Raw genomic sequence first — 15,591 nt, forward strand, 5'->3', positions numbered from 1 at the left:
CAGCCCCCGATCGGCGAGTTCGCCGAGCAGCAGCGTCATGGGAGTGAGACGGATGCGCATGCGCGCCGCGATCTCGGCGACCGCCCGGCCGCCCGGAGGCGCGCACATCGCGAGGATGGCCTGCCACTCGCTGGGCAGGCCGCGGTGGCCGTCCGCGACGGCCACCGCCGTGATCGTGGTGTCCATGGTGAGGGCGGTGTGTGCAGCCGCCGTACGTCCATCAGTCAGCGCGTACAGCCGCGTCCGGCGGCGGCCTCCCTCTCGCGGCACGGGCTCGTCCGTCATTACGACGGCTGCGCCTGGCCGCGATCAGGCGTGCTCAGCCACTCACCGAGCGCCTGGGCGGTGCGCACGGCTTCACCGCCCAGCTCCCCAAGGCGTGCCTTGCGGGAGGTCACCACGATGAGCGTGCTGCCCTCACCGCACCCGACGATGCAGAGATAGCAGTCGTCCATCTCGACCAGCTGGCGGATCACCCGGCCGCCGTCGACCTCCCTGGATATCGCCTTCATCGTGGAAGCGATGCCGGAGGACGCGGCGGCTATGCGCTCCGCCTGGTCCCGTTCCAGCTCGTACGAGCTGAGCTTGATCCCGTCGTTGGACAGGAGTACGGCTCCCTGGATGCCGGCGATCCTGCTCAGGTTGTTGTCCAGGACGCTGTAGATCATGTCGTTCGTTGTCGTCGTCATGGCTGATCCTGTCGGAGTTCTGCTTCCACTGTCTGAGTCCCGTGTTCGTAGTCCGCCCAGGCGTCGGCCACTTCTTCGGGTGTCGCCGCGTCCTGATCGACGGCAGTCCCCGGTGCGCGAGGTGCGCGTGGCGCGCGGAGCTGCTCGGCGATGTGAGCCTGCGGGACCCGCTCGGGGAGGGCCGGCTTCGCGTCACCGTCCCGTGTCACGGAAGGGGCTTGCGGCTTGCTCTCCACCGGCCGCTCGGGGGAGCGCTCCGGCGTCCTACGGTCGGCCGGCCCGGTCTTCGCGTGCAGGACAAGCTCGGGCTTGCGTTCGTCGAGCGGCCCCGGTGCCGGGGCGGGCGTCGCCGCCGCACGCAGCGCTTCCTTTCCTGCCGAGGCCGGTTCGGTCGGCACAAGGAGCTCCCCGGGAAGGATCACCACGGCCGACGTCCCCCCGTACACCGAGCGGCGCAACGTCACTGTGGCGCCGAGCTGTTCGGCGATGTGACCGACCACGAAGAGTCCGAGCCGGTGCGCGTTCTGTGCCAGGACGGAGTACGGCGGGGCCGACTGCAGACGCCCGTTCATCTCCTCGTAGGTCGCGGCGGTCACCCGAGGCCCGCGGTCCTCGATGTCGACCAACAGCCCGTCCGTCACCAGTTCGGCACGGACGACCACCTTGGACTGCGGCGGGGAGAACCGGGTGGCGTTGTCGAGGAGTTCCGCCAGGAGGTGGCTGATCTCGCTGATCACCCGCGGTACGACGCTGATCTCGTCCAGGGCCTGGCGCTCGATCCGCCGGAAGTCCTCGACTTCCGCGGCGGCTTCGCGCAGCAGGTCGGCGACGCGCATGGGCTCGGTGTGCGGATCGGGGATCTCCCCACCTGCCAGGATGAGCAGGTTCTCGATCTGCCGGCGCATACCCACCGTCAGCTGGTCGGATCGCATCAACCCGGCGAGAAGCTCCTCGTCGTGACCGAAGGCGTCCTGCAGTTCGTCGGTGAGGCTCAACTGGCGGCTGACCAGGTTTCCGGTGCGCGAGGCGATGCCCGCGGCGAACATGCCGAAGCCCTGACGCTCGGCCGCCAGCCGTGCGTGCCCGTCGACGGATACGGAGACGACCCGGGCGAACGCGTCGCTGATACGTCCGACCTCGTCCTGGTCCCCGCTCACCGCGGGCAGCGCGTCGTCGCCGACGGGCTGCCCGCGCTGGAGCCGCGCGACGACATCCGGCAGCGTGTCCTCAGCCATGGCCACCGTACGTCGGTGCAGACCGCGCAGGCGGCGGAGCACGGACCGCGTGGTGAGCACGATGACGGCCGCGACGGCGAGGACGGCTGCGCCGTTTGCGGCGATCAGCCAGATGACCTCGTTCTCCAGCTGTGTGGCCTTGGCGTCGGCGTGCACGAGCAGTGCTCGCCCCTGTTCCGCGTCGAGCGCGGCAACGCGCCCCGCGAACTTGTCATACGCGGCCCGCCAGGCGTCGGCCTCCTTGGGCAGCTCGATGCCGGAGGCGGTGTTCCGGTGGTCGGAGATGACCGCGTCCTCGATGCGGACCTTCGTCTTCCAGCCGTCCGAGGCGAAGACACGGTCGTAGGCCGCTCTGTCCTCGGCCGTCAGATAGGGGGCGACCCACTCGTCGTACTGGTACCGCTGGGAGCCGACGGAGTTGACGAATTCGGCGAACGCGGAGGGGCTCAGACGCCTGGACGGCCCGGCCGTGGCGAGAATGGTGGTCTCGCGTGCCACCATCTCGGACACCGTGAACACCGTGACGACCACGCCGCTCTCCTGGATGAGCTCGGCGTCTTCCGCATGGCTGAACTCGTTCTGGTACACGCGGATGATGCGGTCGACGAGGTCGGAGTAGTAGCCGATCGTCCGATCCGCGCCCCCGCTGCGGGCGTCCGCGCGCTTGCGGTACGCGGCCAGATCCGCGAGGCCGTCCTTCAGCTCCGCGACGTAGTGTTCGTCCTCGCGCCCGTTCGCCGCCAGAGCTGCCTCCGCCGACCGGCGGAACTCGTCCGCGGCCCGGTCCGTGGCCGCGCGCCGCTCGCGCAGCTCTTTCTCGGACACGGAGCCGCCCGCCCACCGTGTGGCGGTCGTCGTCCGCTCCGCCTGCACTTTGGCCATCAGCCTGGTCAGGGGTACGTCGATCCGCTCACCGACCGCCACATCGGCGCGCAGTTGTTCCGACTGGTGCGCCAGCCGCTGTGCGGTCATGACCACTTGGGCGCTCATCGCCAGAATAGGCACGATTGCCAGCCAGATGAGCAGCGTACGCAGGCGCAGGGTACGCCGCCGACGTCTCGTCAACTGCCGTCGTGTGCCTTCGGGTTCTATGGGAGACATCAGTCCTCGGAGAGCGGGGAAACAGTGGGGACGGCTCAACAGCCGCGACCGGACGCAGTCCTGGGTTCAGGGCTGGGGGAAGTCCGGTTCGGCTCTGACGCGATGTGGGGGTGCCGATCATAACCAGCCGCACCGGAGAAACGGAGAGATGACTTCCGTTAACCACATGTGGTAGGAGCGACGGCTCGACTACCACGCACCCGCCCGATGCGCCCGGTACGGCAGCAGGGCCAGGACCGCGCGTCGCGGTCCTGGCCCTGCCCCATGCGGTGCCGCCCTGCGGCGGCGGTGCGTCAGCTCTGTGCGGTGTCGTCGCCCGTCTGTCCGGCGCCCTCGGCCGCGCCTGCCTTCTCGCGCATCTTGCGCACCAGCTCCGCCTTCTGGTCGGCGGCACCCTGGCGGTCGAGGTTGCGGTGCGGACCGTTGTTCTGGCGTTCGGCGCGGGACAGCTTCTTGCGCTTGCCGCCGCCCATGCCCACGGGGTTGTTGATGTTCTTGCTCATGGGTTCTCCCGGAATGGTGTGAAGTGATCTACGGATTCATCGGTGGGGGACGGGCGCGGCGACGTCGCAGGACGTCAGCAGGGGCCCATCACGCTCTCACTCGTAAATCGGCGTCTGGAAGAACATGACCTACACGTTACCCGGTTCCGTCGGCCCCGCACACCAAGTTTCCCGCCGCCCCGGCGTCGGCCGGGCCTTCGGCGAGCGCCCGGGGGGACGGTGCGGCGGGAACAGGCCGGCGTGCTGACGGACCGGAATTGAAGATCGAAATTATTGAAAATCGAATCGGCCGGCTCGTCCGTCGGGATACTGGTGATCATGGACCGGTGATCAGGACACCGATCGTTGAATTCCGTCTCAAAGCCTGTGCACAAGTTCCTCACATCCTCTCTTCATACCGGCCCCCATGGTCTAGATTGACCGTGCTTCAGCAGTTCGGGCACGAGGCGACCAATAATGATCTATGGGTCCGACGCTATGGGCAGTCGGCAGTCGCGTCCTCCGCGCCAGACGTGGGGGTGATCAATTCTTGGCCCGGGGGGCCTTGGGTGCGGGGAGCACCCGGGGTTTCGACGGGATTCCCGCGCACCAGCGCCGGAACAGCGGGATGTCATGTGCGGGGGGCGGGGGCCTTCCGGGGGGAGGGGCAGTGTTGGGCGAGCACGTCGAATCACTGGGGACCTGGGGGGTTCTGTGCGGCAGGGGGGATTAGTCAGCCCGTTTCCGTCGGCGCGCGGGCGTCTGGCGGACGGGGTAATCAGACGGCCCGCGATCGACTGGGAGCAGCGGTACCGCCGTACCGTGATCATTAGCGATACCGTGGCCACCGCTTTCGTGGTGGCGGCGATCGGCATCTTCTTCGGGGCCCGGGACGCGGCCAACTGGCACGAGAAGTGGGGAATTCTCGCATTCGGCACCGAGCTGCTGGTGCTGGGAGCGCTTGCGGTGAGCCGGGCGTGGGCTCCGGCCGTGCTCGGCGAGGGCGCCGAGGAATTCCGCCGGCTCGGACGGTCACTGTTCACGGCGGTCGTCGTACTGGCGCTCGGCGGGATCGCCCTCACCTCGCGCAATATCAAACTGTGGATCTTTGTCGCGATTCCCGCGATCACGCTCGTCACCATGACCGCGCGGTATCTGCTGCGCCTGTGGCTGCACAGACAGCGGAAAGAAGGACGGTGCCTGCGGCCGGTGCTCGCCGCCGGGAGCCTGGCCACCGTGCAGGACCTGATCACCCGGGCCCGTAAGTTCCCGCACCTCGGCTGGCGGGTGGACGCGGTGTGCACGACGGACGGTCTCGGGCTCGACGGTGACCAACTGGACGGCGTGCCGGTCGTCGGCCGGCTCTCGGACGTCGCGGGCCACGTCCGCCGCGACGGCTACCGTGTCGTCGCGATCACACCCGACCCGCACTGGTCACCGGACCGGTTGCAGCGGCTGGCCTGGAACCTCGAAGGCTGTGATGCCGAGATGGTCGTGGCCCCCGTGCTGATGGAGGTGGCGGGACCGCGGCTGCACGTCGACGCGGTGCTCGGGATTCCGCTGCTGCGGGTCAGCATGCCGACGTTCACCGGGGGCCGCCGGGCGGTCAAAGGGGTCGTCGACCGGCTGGGCGCGGTGATCCTGCTGATGCTGTTCGCGCCGCTGATGGTGCTCGTCGGGCTGCTCGTACTGATGGACAGTCGGGGTGGGGCGTTCTACCGCCAGCGCAGGGTCGGCAAGGACGGCCGCGAGTTCACCATCTTCAAGTTCCGCACCATGGTCGCCGGGGCCGACGGGGCGCGTGCCGAGCTGGCCGACCGCAACGAAGGCGCCGGCCTGCTGTTCAAGCTCCGCCGGGATCCAAGGGTGACCCGGGTGGGCGCGGTGCTGCGCCGGTACTCGATCGACGAGCTGCCGCAGCTGTTCAACGTACTCACCGGATCGATGTCGCTCGTCGGTCCGCGGCCTCCTCTGCCGGAGGAGTCCGCCGCGTACGGCCCGGACATCCGGCGGCGTCTCCTTGTCAAGCCCGGGCTCACCGGTCTGTGGCAGATCAGCGGACGCAGCGACCTGCCGTGGGAGGAGGCGGTCCGCCTCGACCTGCGGTACGTGGAGGACTGGTCGCTCGCCCTGGACACAGTGATCTTGTGGAAGACGCTGCGCGCGGTGGTCCATGGGCAGGGGGCCTACTGATGCGCGGGAGTCGGATACCGGCCGACGCGCGGACCGCGGGCCCAAAGGGCCCGCCTTGGGGGGACGGGTCATGAGGGTCAGCGTTTTCGGGCTCGGCTACGTGGGCTGCGTGTCGGCCGCGTGCCTGGCCGACATGGGTCACGAGGTCATCGGGGTGGACGTGAACCAGGTGAAGGTCGACCTGGTCAACCACGGCAAGGCCCCGGTGGTCGAGGAGCGGATCGGCGAGCTCATCGCCGAGGTCGTGCGGACCGGAGCGTTACGCGCCACCGGCGACGTCCGCGAGGCGATCATGGGCAGTGAGGTGTCGCTGGTCTGCGTGGGCACGCCGTCGGAGCCCAACGGCAGTCTGTGCACCACGTACCTGGAGCGGGTCACCGAGCAGATCGGTGCCGTGCTGGCCGAGCGGGGCGGGTGGCAGACCGTCGTGTTCCGCAGCACCATGCTCCCGGGCACCTGCCTGAACCTGCTGGTGCCGATCCTGGAGAAGTCCGTCGGCGGCACGGCCGGGGTGGAGTTCGGGGTCGCGGTCAACCCGGAGTTCCTGCGCGAGGGCACGAGCGTGCGGGACTTCTTCGACCCGCCCAAGACCGTCATCGGCGAGTTCGACGCGGCGAGCGGCGACGCGGTGACGGCGCTGTACGGCAGCCTGCCCGGCGAGGTGTTCCGGGTGCCGGTGCCGACGGCCGAGGCGATCAAGTACGCGGACAACGCGTTCCATGGCCTCAAGATCGGCTTCGCGAACGAGCTGGGCGCGGTGTGCCAGGCGCTCGGGGTGGACTCGCACCAGGTGATGGACGTGTTCCTGGCCGACCGCAAGCTCAACATCAGCCCCGCCTATCTGCGGCCCGGCTTCGCCTTCGGCGGCTCCTGCCTGCCCAAGGACCTGCGCAGCCTGGTCCACGCGGCGCAGCGGGCCGACGTCTCGGTGCCCATCCTCGCCCACGTGCTGCCCTCCAACTCCGCACATCTGCAACGCGCGGTGGAGCTGGTCGAGCGCACCGGCAAGCGCCGGGTGGGTCTCTTCGGGCTGTCCTTCAAATCCGGCACCGACGACCTCCGCGAGAGCCCGCTCGTCGAGCTGGCGGAGAGGCTCCACGGCAAGGGTTACGACCTGCGGATCCACGACGCCAACGTGAGCCTCTCCCGGCTCCTCGGCGCGAACCGCGAGTACATCGAGACCCGGCTGCCGCACCTCGCACATCTGCTCGCCGACTCCGTCGACGAAGTGCTCGACCACGCCGACGTGCTGCTGGTCGGGACCAGCGACCCGGCCGTGCTCGCGGCGCTGCCCCGTGGCGGCGACGGCCCGGTGCTGATCGATCTCGTCCACCTTCCCGACGCCGACGCGCGCCGGGCCGAACCGGGGTACGTGGGCCTTGCTTGGTGACACAACGTTCGATGACACGGTCGGCGGCGACCGGCCGGGCCGGCGCGCGCTGATCCTGGTGGAGAACCTGTCGGTGCCGTTCGACCGGCGGGTGTGGCAGGAGTGCACGACGCTGCGCGACGCGGGCTGGCGGGTGGACGTCATCTGTCCCCGTGGGAGTACGCGGGACACGGAGCCGGAGGCGGAGATCGACGGGGTGCGGATCCACCGCTACCCGTTGCGCGCGGCCACCGGCGGTCCTGCCGGGTACCTGCGGGAGTACGGCTCGGCGTTGTGGCACACGGCCCGCCTCGCCCGCAAGGTCGGCCCGGTCGACGTGGTCCACGCCTGCAACCCGCCCGACCTGCTGTTCCTGCCGGCACTGTGGCTGAAGCGGCGCGGCGCGCGGTTCGTCTTCGACCAGCACGACCTCGTACCGGAGCTGTACCTCTCCCGGTTCGACCGCGGCGAGGATCTGCTCTACCGCGCCGTGTGCGCGCTGGAGCGGCTGACGTACCGGGCCGCGGACGTCGTGCTCGCCACGAACGAGAGCTACCGGGACGTCGCGATACACCGTGGCGGTCAACGCCCCGCGGACGTCTTCGTGGTGCGCAGCGCGCCCCAGACGGACCGGTTCCAACCGGTGCCGCCGGAGCCGGAGCTGAAGCGCGGCAAGCCTCATCTGCTGTGCTACCTCGGCGTCATGGGCCCTCAGGACGGCGTCGACTACGCCCTACGGGCCCTCGCGAAGCTGCGCGACGAGCTGGGGCGGACCGACTGGCATGCGGTGTTCGTCGGTTCCGGCGACGCCTTCGACGCGATGGTGGAGCTGTCCCGGCGGCTCGGGCTCGATGAGCAGGTGCAGTTCACCGGGCGCGTCCCGGACGCCGACCTGGTGCGCTACCTGTCCACCGCGGACGTGTGCCTCTCCCCCGACCCGCGCAATCCGCTCAACGACGTGTCGACCATGAACAAGGTCCTGGAGTACATGGCGATGGGCCGGCCGATCGTCTCGTTCGACCTCCGGGAGGCGCGCGTCTCCGCCGGTGACGCCGCCGTCTACGCGCCCGCCGACGACGAGGCCGAATTCGCCAAGCTCATCACGGTGTTGCTCGACGATCCTGAGCAGCGGGCCCGGATGGGCGAGATCGGCCGGGAGCGGATCAGCGGGCGGCTCTCCTGGCGGAACTCGCAGGCGTCGCTGCTCGCCGCCTACGCCGCCGCCTGCCGTGACCACACTCCGGTGTCGGGCGGACCGGCCCGGGCAGGGAAGAGGCCGCGCCGTTGAGCGATGACCCGATACGCCTGGTCACGGTCGGGCGGATCCTCCGTCGGCGTTGGCGTCTTCTCGCCGTCCTCACCGTGGTGGGCGCGCTCGTCGGCTACGGCGCCTCGGTGCTCTTTCCGCCGCGCTACACGGCGTCGGCGTCGGTCCTGCTGCCGGGGCAGTGGGAGGAGCGCGAGCTGCTGACGCAGGTGGACATCGCGACGAGTTCGGCGGTGGTCGACCGCGCGGCCGCCAAGCTCGGCCGGCCGGGCGGCGGCGAGCTGCGGGACCGAGTGAGCGCCAAGGCCGCAGACGGGAACATCATCAAGATCTCCGGTACGGCCGAAACGCCGGAGCGCGCACAGCGGCTCTCCGACCGGATGGCCAAGGAGTTCGTCACCTTCGCCGCGCGGATCGCGGGCGACGGCACCGAGCCGGAAGCCGCCACGGGGCCCGAGGCACTGCGGGAGAAGGTCAGGGAGACCGACCGCCGCATCACCGAGCTGGCCGACGCGTCCGATCCGGGGCGGACCGTGGAGAGCGTGCAGGCCCGCACCTCGCTGGAGAAGCTGCGCACCGCGCTGGAGGAGGCCATGAAGAAGCTGGACCAGGCCGACCCGGCGTCCGACAAGGCCGGCATGGTCGTCATGGGTCCGGCGGCCCGGCCGACCGGCGAGGCGCCGCCGACGAGGACGCAGCTCGTCGGCGGCGGGGCGCTGCTGTTCCTCCTGCTCGCGATCGTCGGCCATCTGGCCGCCGCACGGATGAATCGCCGGCCGCGCACCGAACCGGAGATCGCCGCGGCGCTGGGCTCGACGCTCCTCGGCACCGTCGAAGTGCCTGGTGAACAGCGCGCCCACCGGCCGAAAGGCCATGGCCCGCGGGCCAGGATCCGCCGGCTCCTGGGCCTCGACACCCGGTGGGACATCCCGACCCCGCAGGCATCCGGCGACGAGGCCGGCAGGCGGATCCGCTACCGGCGGGTGTGCGCTCGCCTCCGGGACCGGCTGCCGACCCACCGGCGGCTGCTGGTCGTCGTACCGGACGGCGACGAGATCGCCCGCCGGGCCGCCGGGCAGCTCGTCGCCGAGGCCGGGAGCGGTCCTTCCCCGTCCTCTTCGAGTTCCCCGCCCTCTTCGAGTTCCCCGTCCCCGGCGAGCAGGAGATACCCCGTGCTGCGGGTGGTGGAAGTCCCGGTGTCCCGGCCGATGGTGCCGGACCGCGACACCGAGTCCGGTGCCCTGGTCGTGCTCAGCGCGGGCAGCTGGACCGCGGAGGAGCTCGCCGGTATCGCCGGGGCGTGTGCGGACGCCGGGCACGAGGTCGTCGGCGTCGTCGTCGCCGGCCCGGTCCGGGCCCGTCCGACGCGGTCCGCCGGCCGCCCTCCTGAGAACGCCACCCCGGCGCTCGCGGTCCGCGGCCACGCGACGGGAGGTTCGGTGTGACGACGAGCACGACTGCGGAGTCGCCGGCAGCCACTCCGCTCCTCGACCTTCAGGCGCTGGTGGTGGCGGTGCGCAGGCGCCGTCGCCTCTGGTGCTCCCTGGCGCTCCTGGGGCTGCTGGTCGGCGTGGCGGTGGCGGTGCTGCTGCCGCCACCACCGACCGCGGTGGCCAAGGTCCTTGTCGTACACAAGGAGGACCAGCCGAACGACACCGGAACGCTGATCCGCACCGACGTCGCACTCCTCGGTACCACCCGGATCGCCGGCGAGGCCCTGCGGTCCCTCGACTCCACGGAGAGCCCGGAAGACTTCATGCGGGACTACCGGGGCACCGGCTTGACCAACAACCTGCTGCGGATCGATGTGACAGGTGCCAGCGACGCGGAGGCGGTGGCTCGGGCCGAGGCGCTCGCCGACGCGTTCGTCGCGGACCATGTGCGGCGGATGCGGGAGACCGCGAAGGCCGAGGCCAAGGCGCTGCTCGACCAGCGTGACCGCATGCGTGAAGAGCTGGCCCAGGTCAACAAGGCGATCGGCGACCGGTCGCCGGAAAGCGACCCGAAAGCGTCGGCGAGCATCGAGTCGCTCTTCGCCCGCCGGGCCGAGCTGAACTCGCGGATCGCCGACTTCGACGAGCGCGCCGCGGAGGCGCGCACCGGCACGCCCAAGCTCGTCGCCGGCACACAGATCGTGGACGCCCCGCGCGCGGTGCGGCACTCCCTGCCCAGGGCCGCCGCCACCAACGCCGGGATCGGGCTCGTCCTCGGGCTCGTCCTCGGACTCGTGCTTGCCGCGGTCGGCTCGGTGGTGGCGGACCGGCCCGTGCTGCGCCGGGAGATCGCGGCGAACCTGGGCTCCTCGGTCATCGCGGAGCTGCGCAGCACGCCCCGCCTGTCGACCGGGCCGTGGCAGCGCCGACGGACCCGGGCGGCACGGACGAGGCTCACCGCGACTCTGGCCCGCACCGTGCGCGGCTCCGCGGAACCGGTGTCGCTCCTCGAACTGGGCTGTGCGCGCAGCACGAGCGTGATCGCCCTTGACGTCGCCGGGGCGCTGGCGGCGGAGGGGCCGGTGGTCGTCATCGACGGTCTGCCAGGACCGCAGCTCGCCGACAGCCGCCGGATACCGGAAGGCGTGACCGTGGTCGGCGACGAGCGTGCCGCGGCCGTGGCGCGTCAGGGGCGCCGGCTCGGCGTCGGCTCGGTCGCGCCCGGCACGGCGTGGACCGACCTTCGGTACCTCGGTGGCCGGACCGTGCTCGTCGTACGCGCCGGGCACGGCAGTGCCGCATGGCTGCACACCGTGGCGCGGCAGCTCGCGGACCAGCGCATCGCGGTGATCGGTGTGGTGCTGATCGACCCCGATCCGCGTGACCGGACCGACGGCACGCTGTGGGACGGGCCGCACACCGCGCCGCGCGGCCCTCACGAGCGGTCGGCCCGGCAGAGCGGTGGGGGTACCTCCCACGCCGTTGAGGCAGCGGGGGAGGGCCGGCCGCGCACGGAGCGGCTGCCCCGGCAGAACGGTGGGGGCACCTCCCACGCCGTTGAGGCAGCGGGGGAGGGCCGGCCGCGGACGGAACGGCCCTCGATGCCGGCCGCACGGGTCCCGGACAGCGACCAGGAGGCGCAGTAGAACATGTGTGGCATCGCAGGCACTTACCGATGGCCGGACGGGAAGGTCGTGACCGACCGGCTCACCGATGTCCTCGCCCACCGCGGCCCGGACGGGGCGGGCCGGTACGGCCACTCCGTCGGTGACGGCGAAGTACAGCTCGGGCACCGGCGCCTCGCCATCATCGACCTGTCCGGGACCGGCGCCCAGCCGATGGTCTCGGGCGGCCTCGCCCTGACGTACAACGGCGAGCTGTACAACGCGCCGGAACTCCGCGCCGAGCTGGCGGCCGCCGGGGTGCGCTTCCGCGGGACCTCCGACACCGAGGTGCTCCTTGAGGCCTGGCGGCGCTGGGGCACGGACTGCCTGCCCCGGCTGCGCGGCATGTTCGCGTTCGCGGTCTTCGACGAGCGGACCGGTGACCTGGTGCTCGCCCGCGACCAGCTCGGCATCAAGCCGCTGTTCTTCCTCCGGCGGGGCACGGGCCTGATGTTCGCCTCCGAACTCAAGGCGCTCGCCGCCGTGGCCGACGGGTCGCTGGAGGTGGACCAGGGGGCGCTGGTGGCCTCGCTGCTGTACTACTGGGTGCCCGACTCACGCTGCGCGTTCCGCGAAGCGGAGAAGCTGCCGCCGGGGAGCTGGCTGAGATGCCGGGCCGACGGCCGGGTGGAGCGCGGCCGGTACTGGAACCTGAAGGACGTCGCCGCCGAGGGCCATGAGCGGGCCCTGAGCGGCGAACAACCGGACCTGGCCGCCATCGTCGAGGAGTCGACGCGGCGCCACCTGCTCTCCGACGTACCCGTGGCGACCTTCCTCTCCGGCGGTCTCGACTCCAGCTACCTGACCGCGCTCGCGGCCCGCGACCGGCCTGGGATCTCCGCCTACACGATCGGTTTCCGCGCCGAGGACGCCAGGTTCGAGGCGATGCCGGACGACCTGCGCTATGCCCGGCAGGTGGCCGAGCGGTTCGGCGTCGACCTGCATGAGATCGAGATCGCTCCGAACGTGCTCGACCTGCTGCCGCGGATGACGTACCACCTGGACGAGCCGATCGGCGACCCCGCCGCGATCAACACGTTCCTGATCTGTGAGGCCGCCCGGGAGGCCGGGGTCAAGGTGATGCTGTCGGGGATGGGTGCCGACGAGCTGTTCGCCGGGTACCGCAAGCACCTGGCCAACCTGCTCGCGCTGCGCTACCAGCGCGTCCCGCGGCCCCTGCGGCGCGGTCTGTCCAGTGCCGTGGACCGGCTGCCGGTCGCCACGGCCCGCCGGGGGTACCGGTCGGTGCGCTTCGCGAAGCGGTTCCTCTCCTTCGCCGATCTGCCGGAGGAGACCGCGTTCCGGCGCAGCTACACCATGTACGACCAGGACGAGTTGCTCGCCCTGGTCAACCCGGACCTGGCCGGGACGGTCGACGACGTGCTGACCGAGCACGCGGACATCTACGAGGACAACGAACTCGACGACTTCGTGAACCGCATGTGCCTGGGTGATGCCCGGATGTTCCTGCCGGGCCTGAACCTCGCCTACACGGACCGCTCCAGCATGGCCGCGTCGACCGAGGTGCGGGTGCCGTACGTGGACGTCGAGGTGGTCAAGGCGGCGTTCGCCGTGCCCGGCGACCGCAAGATCGTCGGACGGCAGGGCAAGGCCGTCCTCAAGGAGGCGGCCACCTCCATCCTGCCCCGGGAGATCGCGTACCGGCCCAAGGGCCTGTTCAGCGCCCCGCTGCGGGCCTGGATGAGCCGGGATCTGGCACCGCTGGTGCGCGAGGTGGTGAACGACGGCGTGCTCGTCGGTTCCGGGATCCTGCGCCGCGACGCGCTGGCGCGGATGGTCGCCGAGGACGCCGCCGGGCAGCGGGACTTCTCCAAGCATCTGTGGCACGTACTGACCCTTGAGTACTGGTATCGCGAGGCGACCTCCGGCTCCGGCCGGAGCCAGGCGGCTTGACGTCAGGTGACTTGTCGGCTCGACGGCTTGACTGCGTAGAAACAAGAGGAGCTCGGGTGAAACAGGTTGTGCAGAACTACAAGAGTGGCGAGCTGGCGCTGCTCGACGTGCCGGTGCCGGGATGCAAGCCGGACGGCGTGCTTGTCCGCAGCGCCTACTCGCTGATCTCCACCGGGACCGAGCTGATGAAGGTGTCCGAGGCGGGCATGTCGATGGTGGGCAAGGCCCGCTCCCGGCCGGACCAGGTGGCCAAGGTCATGCAGAGCGTGGCCACCAACGGGGTGCCCGCCACCTACCGCAAGGTGATGGGCAAGCTGGACTCCTACACGCCGCTGGGCTACTCGCTGTGCGGGGTGGTCGAGCAGGTCGGCGCCGGGATCGACGATGTGGCGGTCGGTGACGTCGTGGCCTGCGCCGGCAATGAGCACGCGCTGCACGCCGAGTTGAACTGGGTGCCGAAGAACCTCTACGCCCGGGTGCCGGACGGCCTCGCGCCGCGGCACGCGGCCTTCGGCACCGTCGGGTCGATCGCGATGCAGGGCGTCCGCCGCGGCGAACCGCAGCTCGGCGACGTGGCGCTGGTCATCGGCCTCGGTCTGATCGGGCAGCTGGTGGTGCAGCTCCTCACCGCCTCGGGGGTCCGTGTCGTCGGGGCCGACCCCGACCCGGTGCGCTGCGAGCTGGCCGAGGGCCTGGGCGCCGCGGCCTGCGGCGATCCCGCGTCCGCGGCCGTGGAGGCCGCCGTCGCCGAACTCACCGGCGGTCACGGTGTGGACCAGGTGTACCTGGCCGCCGGCGGCGGCAGCAACCAGCCCGTGGAGCTGGCCGCCCGGCTGAGCCGGGACCGCGGCCGGGTCGTCGACATCGGCAAGTGCCGCCTGGACCTGCCGTGGAACGCGTACTACGAGAAGGAGCTGGACGTACGGTTCTCCCGCAGTTACGGCCCTGGGCGCTACGACCCGGCGTACGAGCTGGAGGGGCGCGATTACCCGATCGGCTACGTGCGCTGGACCGAGCGTCGCAACCTGGCGTGTTTCCTCGATCTTGTCGCCCGCGGCCGCGTCGACGTGGAACCCCTCATATCCCACATCGCCGACTTCGATGACGCCGTCAAGACGTACGAGCGTCTGAAGGACGGCGAGCTGAAGGCCGTGGCGGTGCTGTTCCGGTACCCCGAACAGGCCGCGGAGGCGGAGGCCCCGGCGGTGGCCGTGCCCGCGGTGAACGTGCGGCGGGGTCCGGCGCGGGCCGCCACGACGCCGGTGCGGCTCGCGTTCGTCGGCGCGGGGAACTACGCGACGTCGATGCTGTTGCCGCACCTGGCGCGGCGCGACGGCGTCGAGTTGTCCACGGTCGTCACCACGACGGCGCTGTCCGCCGCCAACGCGAAGCGGAAGTTCGGCTTCGCCGAGGCGAGCACCGATCTCGACGCCGTGCTCGGCGACAAGTCCATCGACGCGGTGTTCGTGGTCACGCGGCACAGCTCGCACGCCGAACTCACCCGGAGGGCCCTGCTCGCCGGCAAGGCGGTGTTCGTGGAGAAGCCCCTGGCGCTCACCGAGGACGACCTGGCAGGCGTGCTCGCGGCGGTGGAGGAGTCCGGCAACGACCGGCTCCAGGTGGGCTTCAACCGCCGGTTCGCGCCGCTGCTCCAGGAGGCCAGGAAGCGGTTCGGCGCCCGGACCGGCCCGGCGAACGTCCGCTACCTGGTCAACGCGGGCCGCCTCGCGCACGGCAGCTGGTACCTCCAACAGGGCAGCGAGGGCTCACGGTTCGCCGGTGAGGGCGGGCACTTCATCGACACGGTGAGCTGGCTGCTCGCCGCCGACCCCGTCTCGGTGTACGCGACCGCCGCGCCCGGCAACGAGGACCTGCAGGTCGTGCTGCGCTACCCGGACGGGTCCACCGCCACCATCAGCTACGTCACCACCGGCCCGGCCTCCTTCCCCAAGGAGACGCTGGACATGGTCGCGGACGGCCGCGCGCTGCGGCTCGACGACTTCGTCCGTGCCTCGGTGTTCTCGAACGGCACGGCCGGCAGCAAGCGGTGGGTCAGTTCGCGGCTGCCCAAGGCCCGGGACAAGGGCCAGTCCGCCGAGCTGGCCGCGTTCGTCAAGGCCGTGCGGACCGGCGGGCCGATGCCGGTGCCGCTGTCGTCCCTTGTCGCCACCACGGCGGCCACGCTCGCCGTGCGGACCGGCCTGGCCGGTGGCGCGCCGGTGACGCTGACGAGCGCGCGGTGAC

Annotated in this window: 11 protein-coding genes; 7 read left to right on the plus strand and 4 right to left on the minus strand. The window is 71.1% G+C overall.

The features are described 5' to 3' along the window. The 4 genes from ACWDZ7_RS32385 to ACWDZ7_RS32400 all read right to left on the minus strand — a co-directional run. On the minus strand, nt 1-285 hold a 285-nt coding region (locus tag ACWDZ7_RS32385), incomplete at its 3' end, for a DUF742 domain-containing protein (RefSeq protein ID WP_451801948.1). After that, complete coding sequence (locus tag ACWDZ7_RS32390; RefSeq protein WP_447041694.1) at nt 285-689, minus strand: roadblock/LC7 domain-containing protein; 405 nt, start codon at nt 687-689, stop codon at nt 285-287. The genes ACWDZ7_RS32390 and ACWDZ7_RS32385, both read right to left, overlap by 1 nt. Continuing rightward, nucleotides 686-2,914: a sensor histidine kinase gene (locus ACWDZ7_RS32395; RefSeq protein ID WP_451801950.1), complete on the minus strand. Its 2,229-nt coding sequence runs from the start codon at nt 2,912-2,914 to the stop codon at nt 686-688. Before ACWDZ7_RS32395 ends, ACWDZ7_RS32390 begins: the two co-directional genes overlap by 4 nt. 404 nt (nt 2,915-3,318) lie before the next feature. Beyond that, nucleotides 3,319-3,528 (minus strand): DUF6243 family protein, encoded by a 210-nt coding sequence (locus ACWDZ7_RS32400; RefSeq protein WP_370266555.1) that lies wholly within the window; start codon nt 3,526-3,528, stop codon nt 3,319-3,321. Nucleotides 3,529-4,221: 693 nt separating this feature from the next. Between ACWDZ7_RS32400 and ACWDZ7_RS32405 the strand changes: the two genes are divergently transcribed. The 7 genes from ACWDZ7_RS32405 to ACWDZ7_RS32435 all read left to right on the plus strand — a co-directional run bounded on the left by ACWDZ7_RS32405 (nt 4,222) and on the right by ACWDZ7_RS32435 (nt 15,590). After that, nucleotides 4,222-5,700: a sugar transferase gene (locus tag ACWDZ7_RS32405; RefSeq protein ID WP_451801952.1), complete on the plus strand. Its 1,479-nt coding sequence runs from the start codon at nt 4,222-4,224 to the stop codon at nt 5,698-5,700. Nucleotides 5,701-5,770: 70 nt separating this feature from the next. After that, nucleotides 5,771-7,090 (plus strand): nucleotide sugar dehydrogenase, encoded by a 1,320-nt coding sequence (locus tag ACWDZ7_RS32410; protein WP_451801954.1) that lies wholly within the window; start codon nt 5,771-5,773, stop codon nt 7,088-7,090. Next, the gene (locus tag ACWDZ7_RS32415) at nt 7,080-8,357 is read left to right on the plus strand and encodes a glycosyltransferase family 4 protein (RefSeq protein ID WP_451801955.1); all 1,278 of its coding nucleotides are present in this window, start codon (nt 7,080-7,082) and stop codon (nt 8,355-8,357) included. Before ACWDZ7_RS32410 ends, ACWDZ7_RS32415 begins: the two co-directional genes overlap by 11 nt. Continuing rightward, nucleotides 8,354-9,781 carry a Wzz/FepE/Etk N-terminal domain-containing protein gene (locus ACWDZ7_RS32420; protein ID WP_451801956.1) on the plus strand — a complete coding sequence of 476 codons (1,428 nt, stop codon included), beginning with the start codon at nt 8,354-8,356 and terminating at the stop codon, nt 9,779-9,781. The genes ACWDZ7_RS32415 and ACWDZ7_RS32420 overlap by 4 nt, the downstream gene beginning before the upstream one ends. After that, nucleotides 9,778-11,415, plus strand: coding sequence for a Wzz/FepE/Etk N-terminal domain-containing protein (locus tag ACWDZ7_RS32425; protein ID WP_451801958.1), 1,638 nt, complete (start codon nt 9,778-9,780; stop codon nt 11,413-11,415). Before ACWDZ7_RS32420 ends, ACWDZ7_RS32425 begins: the two co-directional genes overlap by 4 nt. A 3-nt stretch (nt 11,416-11,418) precedes the next feature. After that, a complete protein-coding gene (asnB, locus tag ACWDZ7_RS32430; RefSeq protein ID WP_451801959.1) occupies nt 11,419-13,347 on the plus strand; it encodes an asparagine synthase (glutamine-hydrolyzing) in 1,929 nt (642 codons plus the stop codon). 56 nt (nt 13,348-13,403) lie between these two features. Further along, nucleotides 13,404-15,590, plus strand: a complete 2,187-nt coding sequence (locus tag ACWDZ7_RS32435; protein ID WP_451801960.1) for a bi-domain-containing oxidoreductase — start codon at nt 13,404-13,406, stop codon at nt 15,588-15,590. The last annotated feature ends 1 nt before the right edge of the window (nt 15,591 follow it).

Source organism: Streptomyces sp. NPDC003032 (assembly GCF_053591415.1).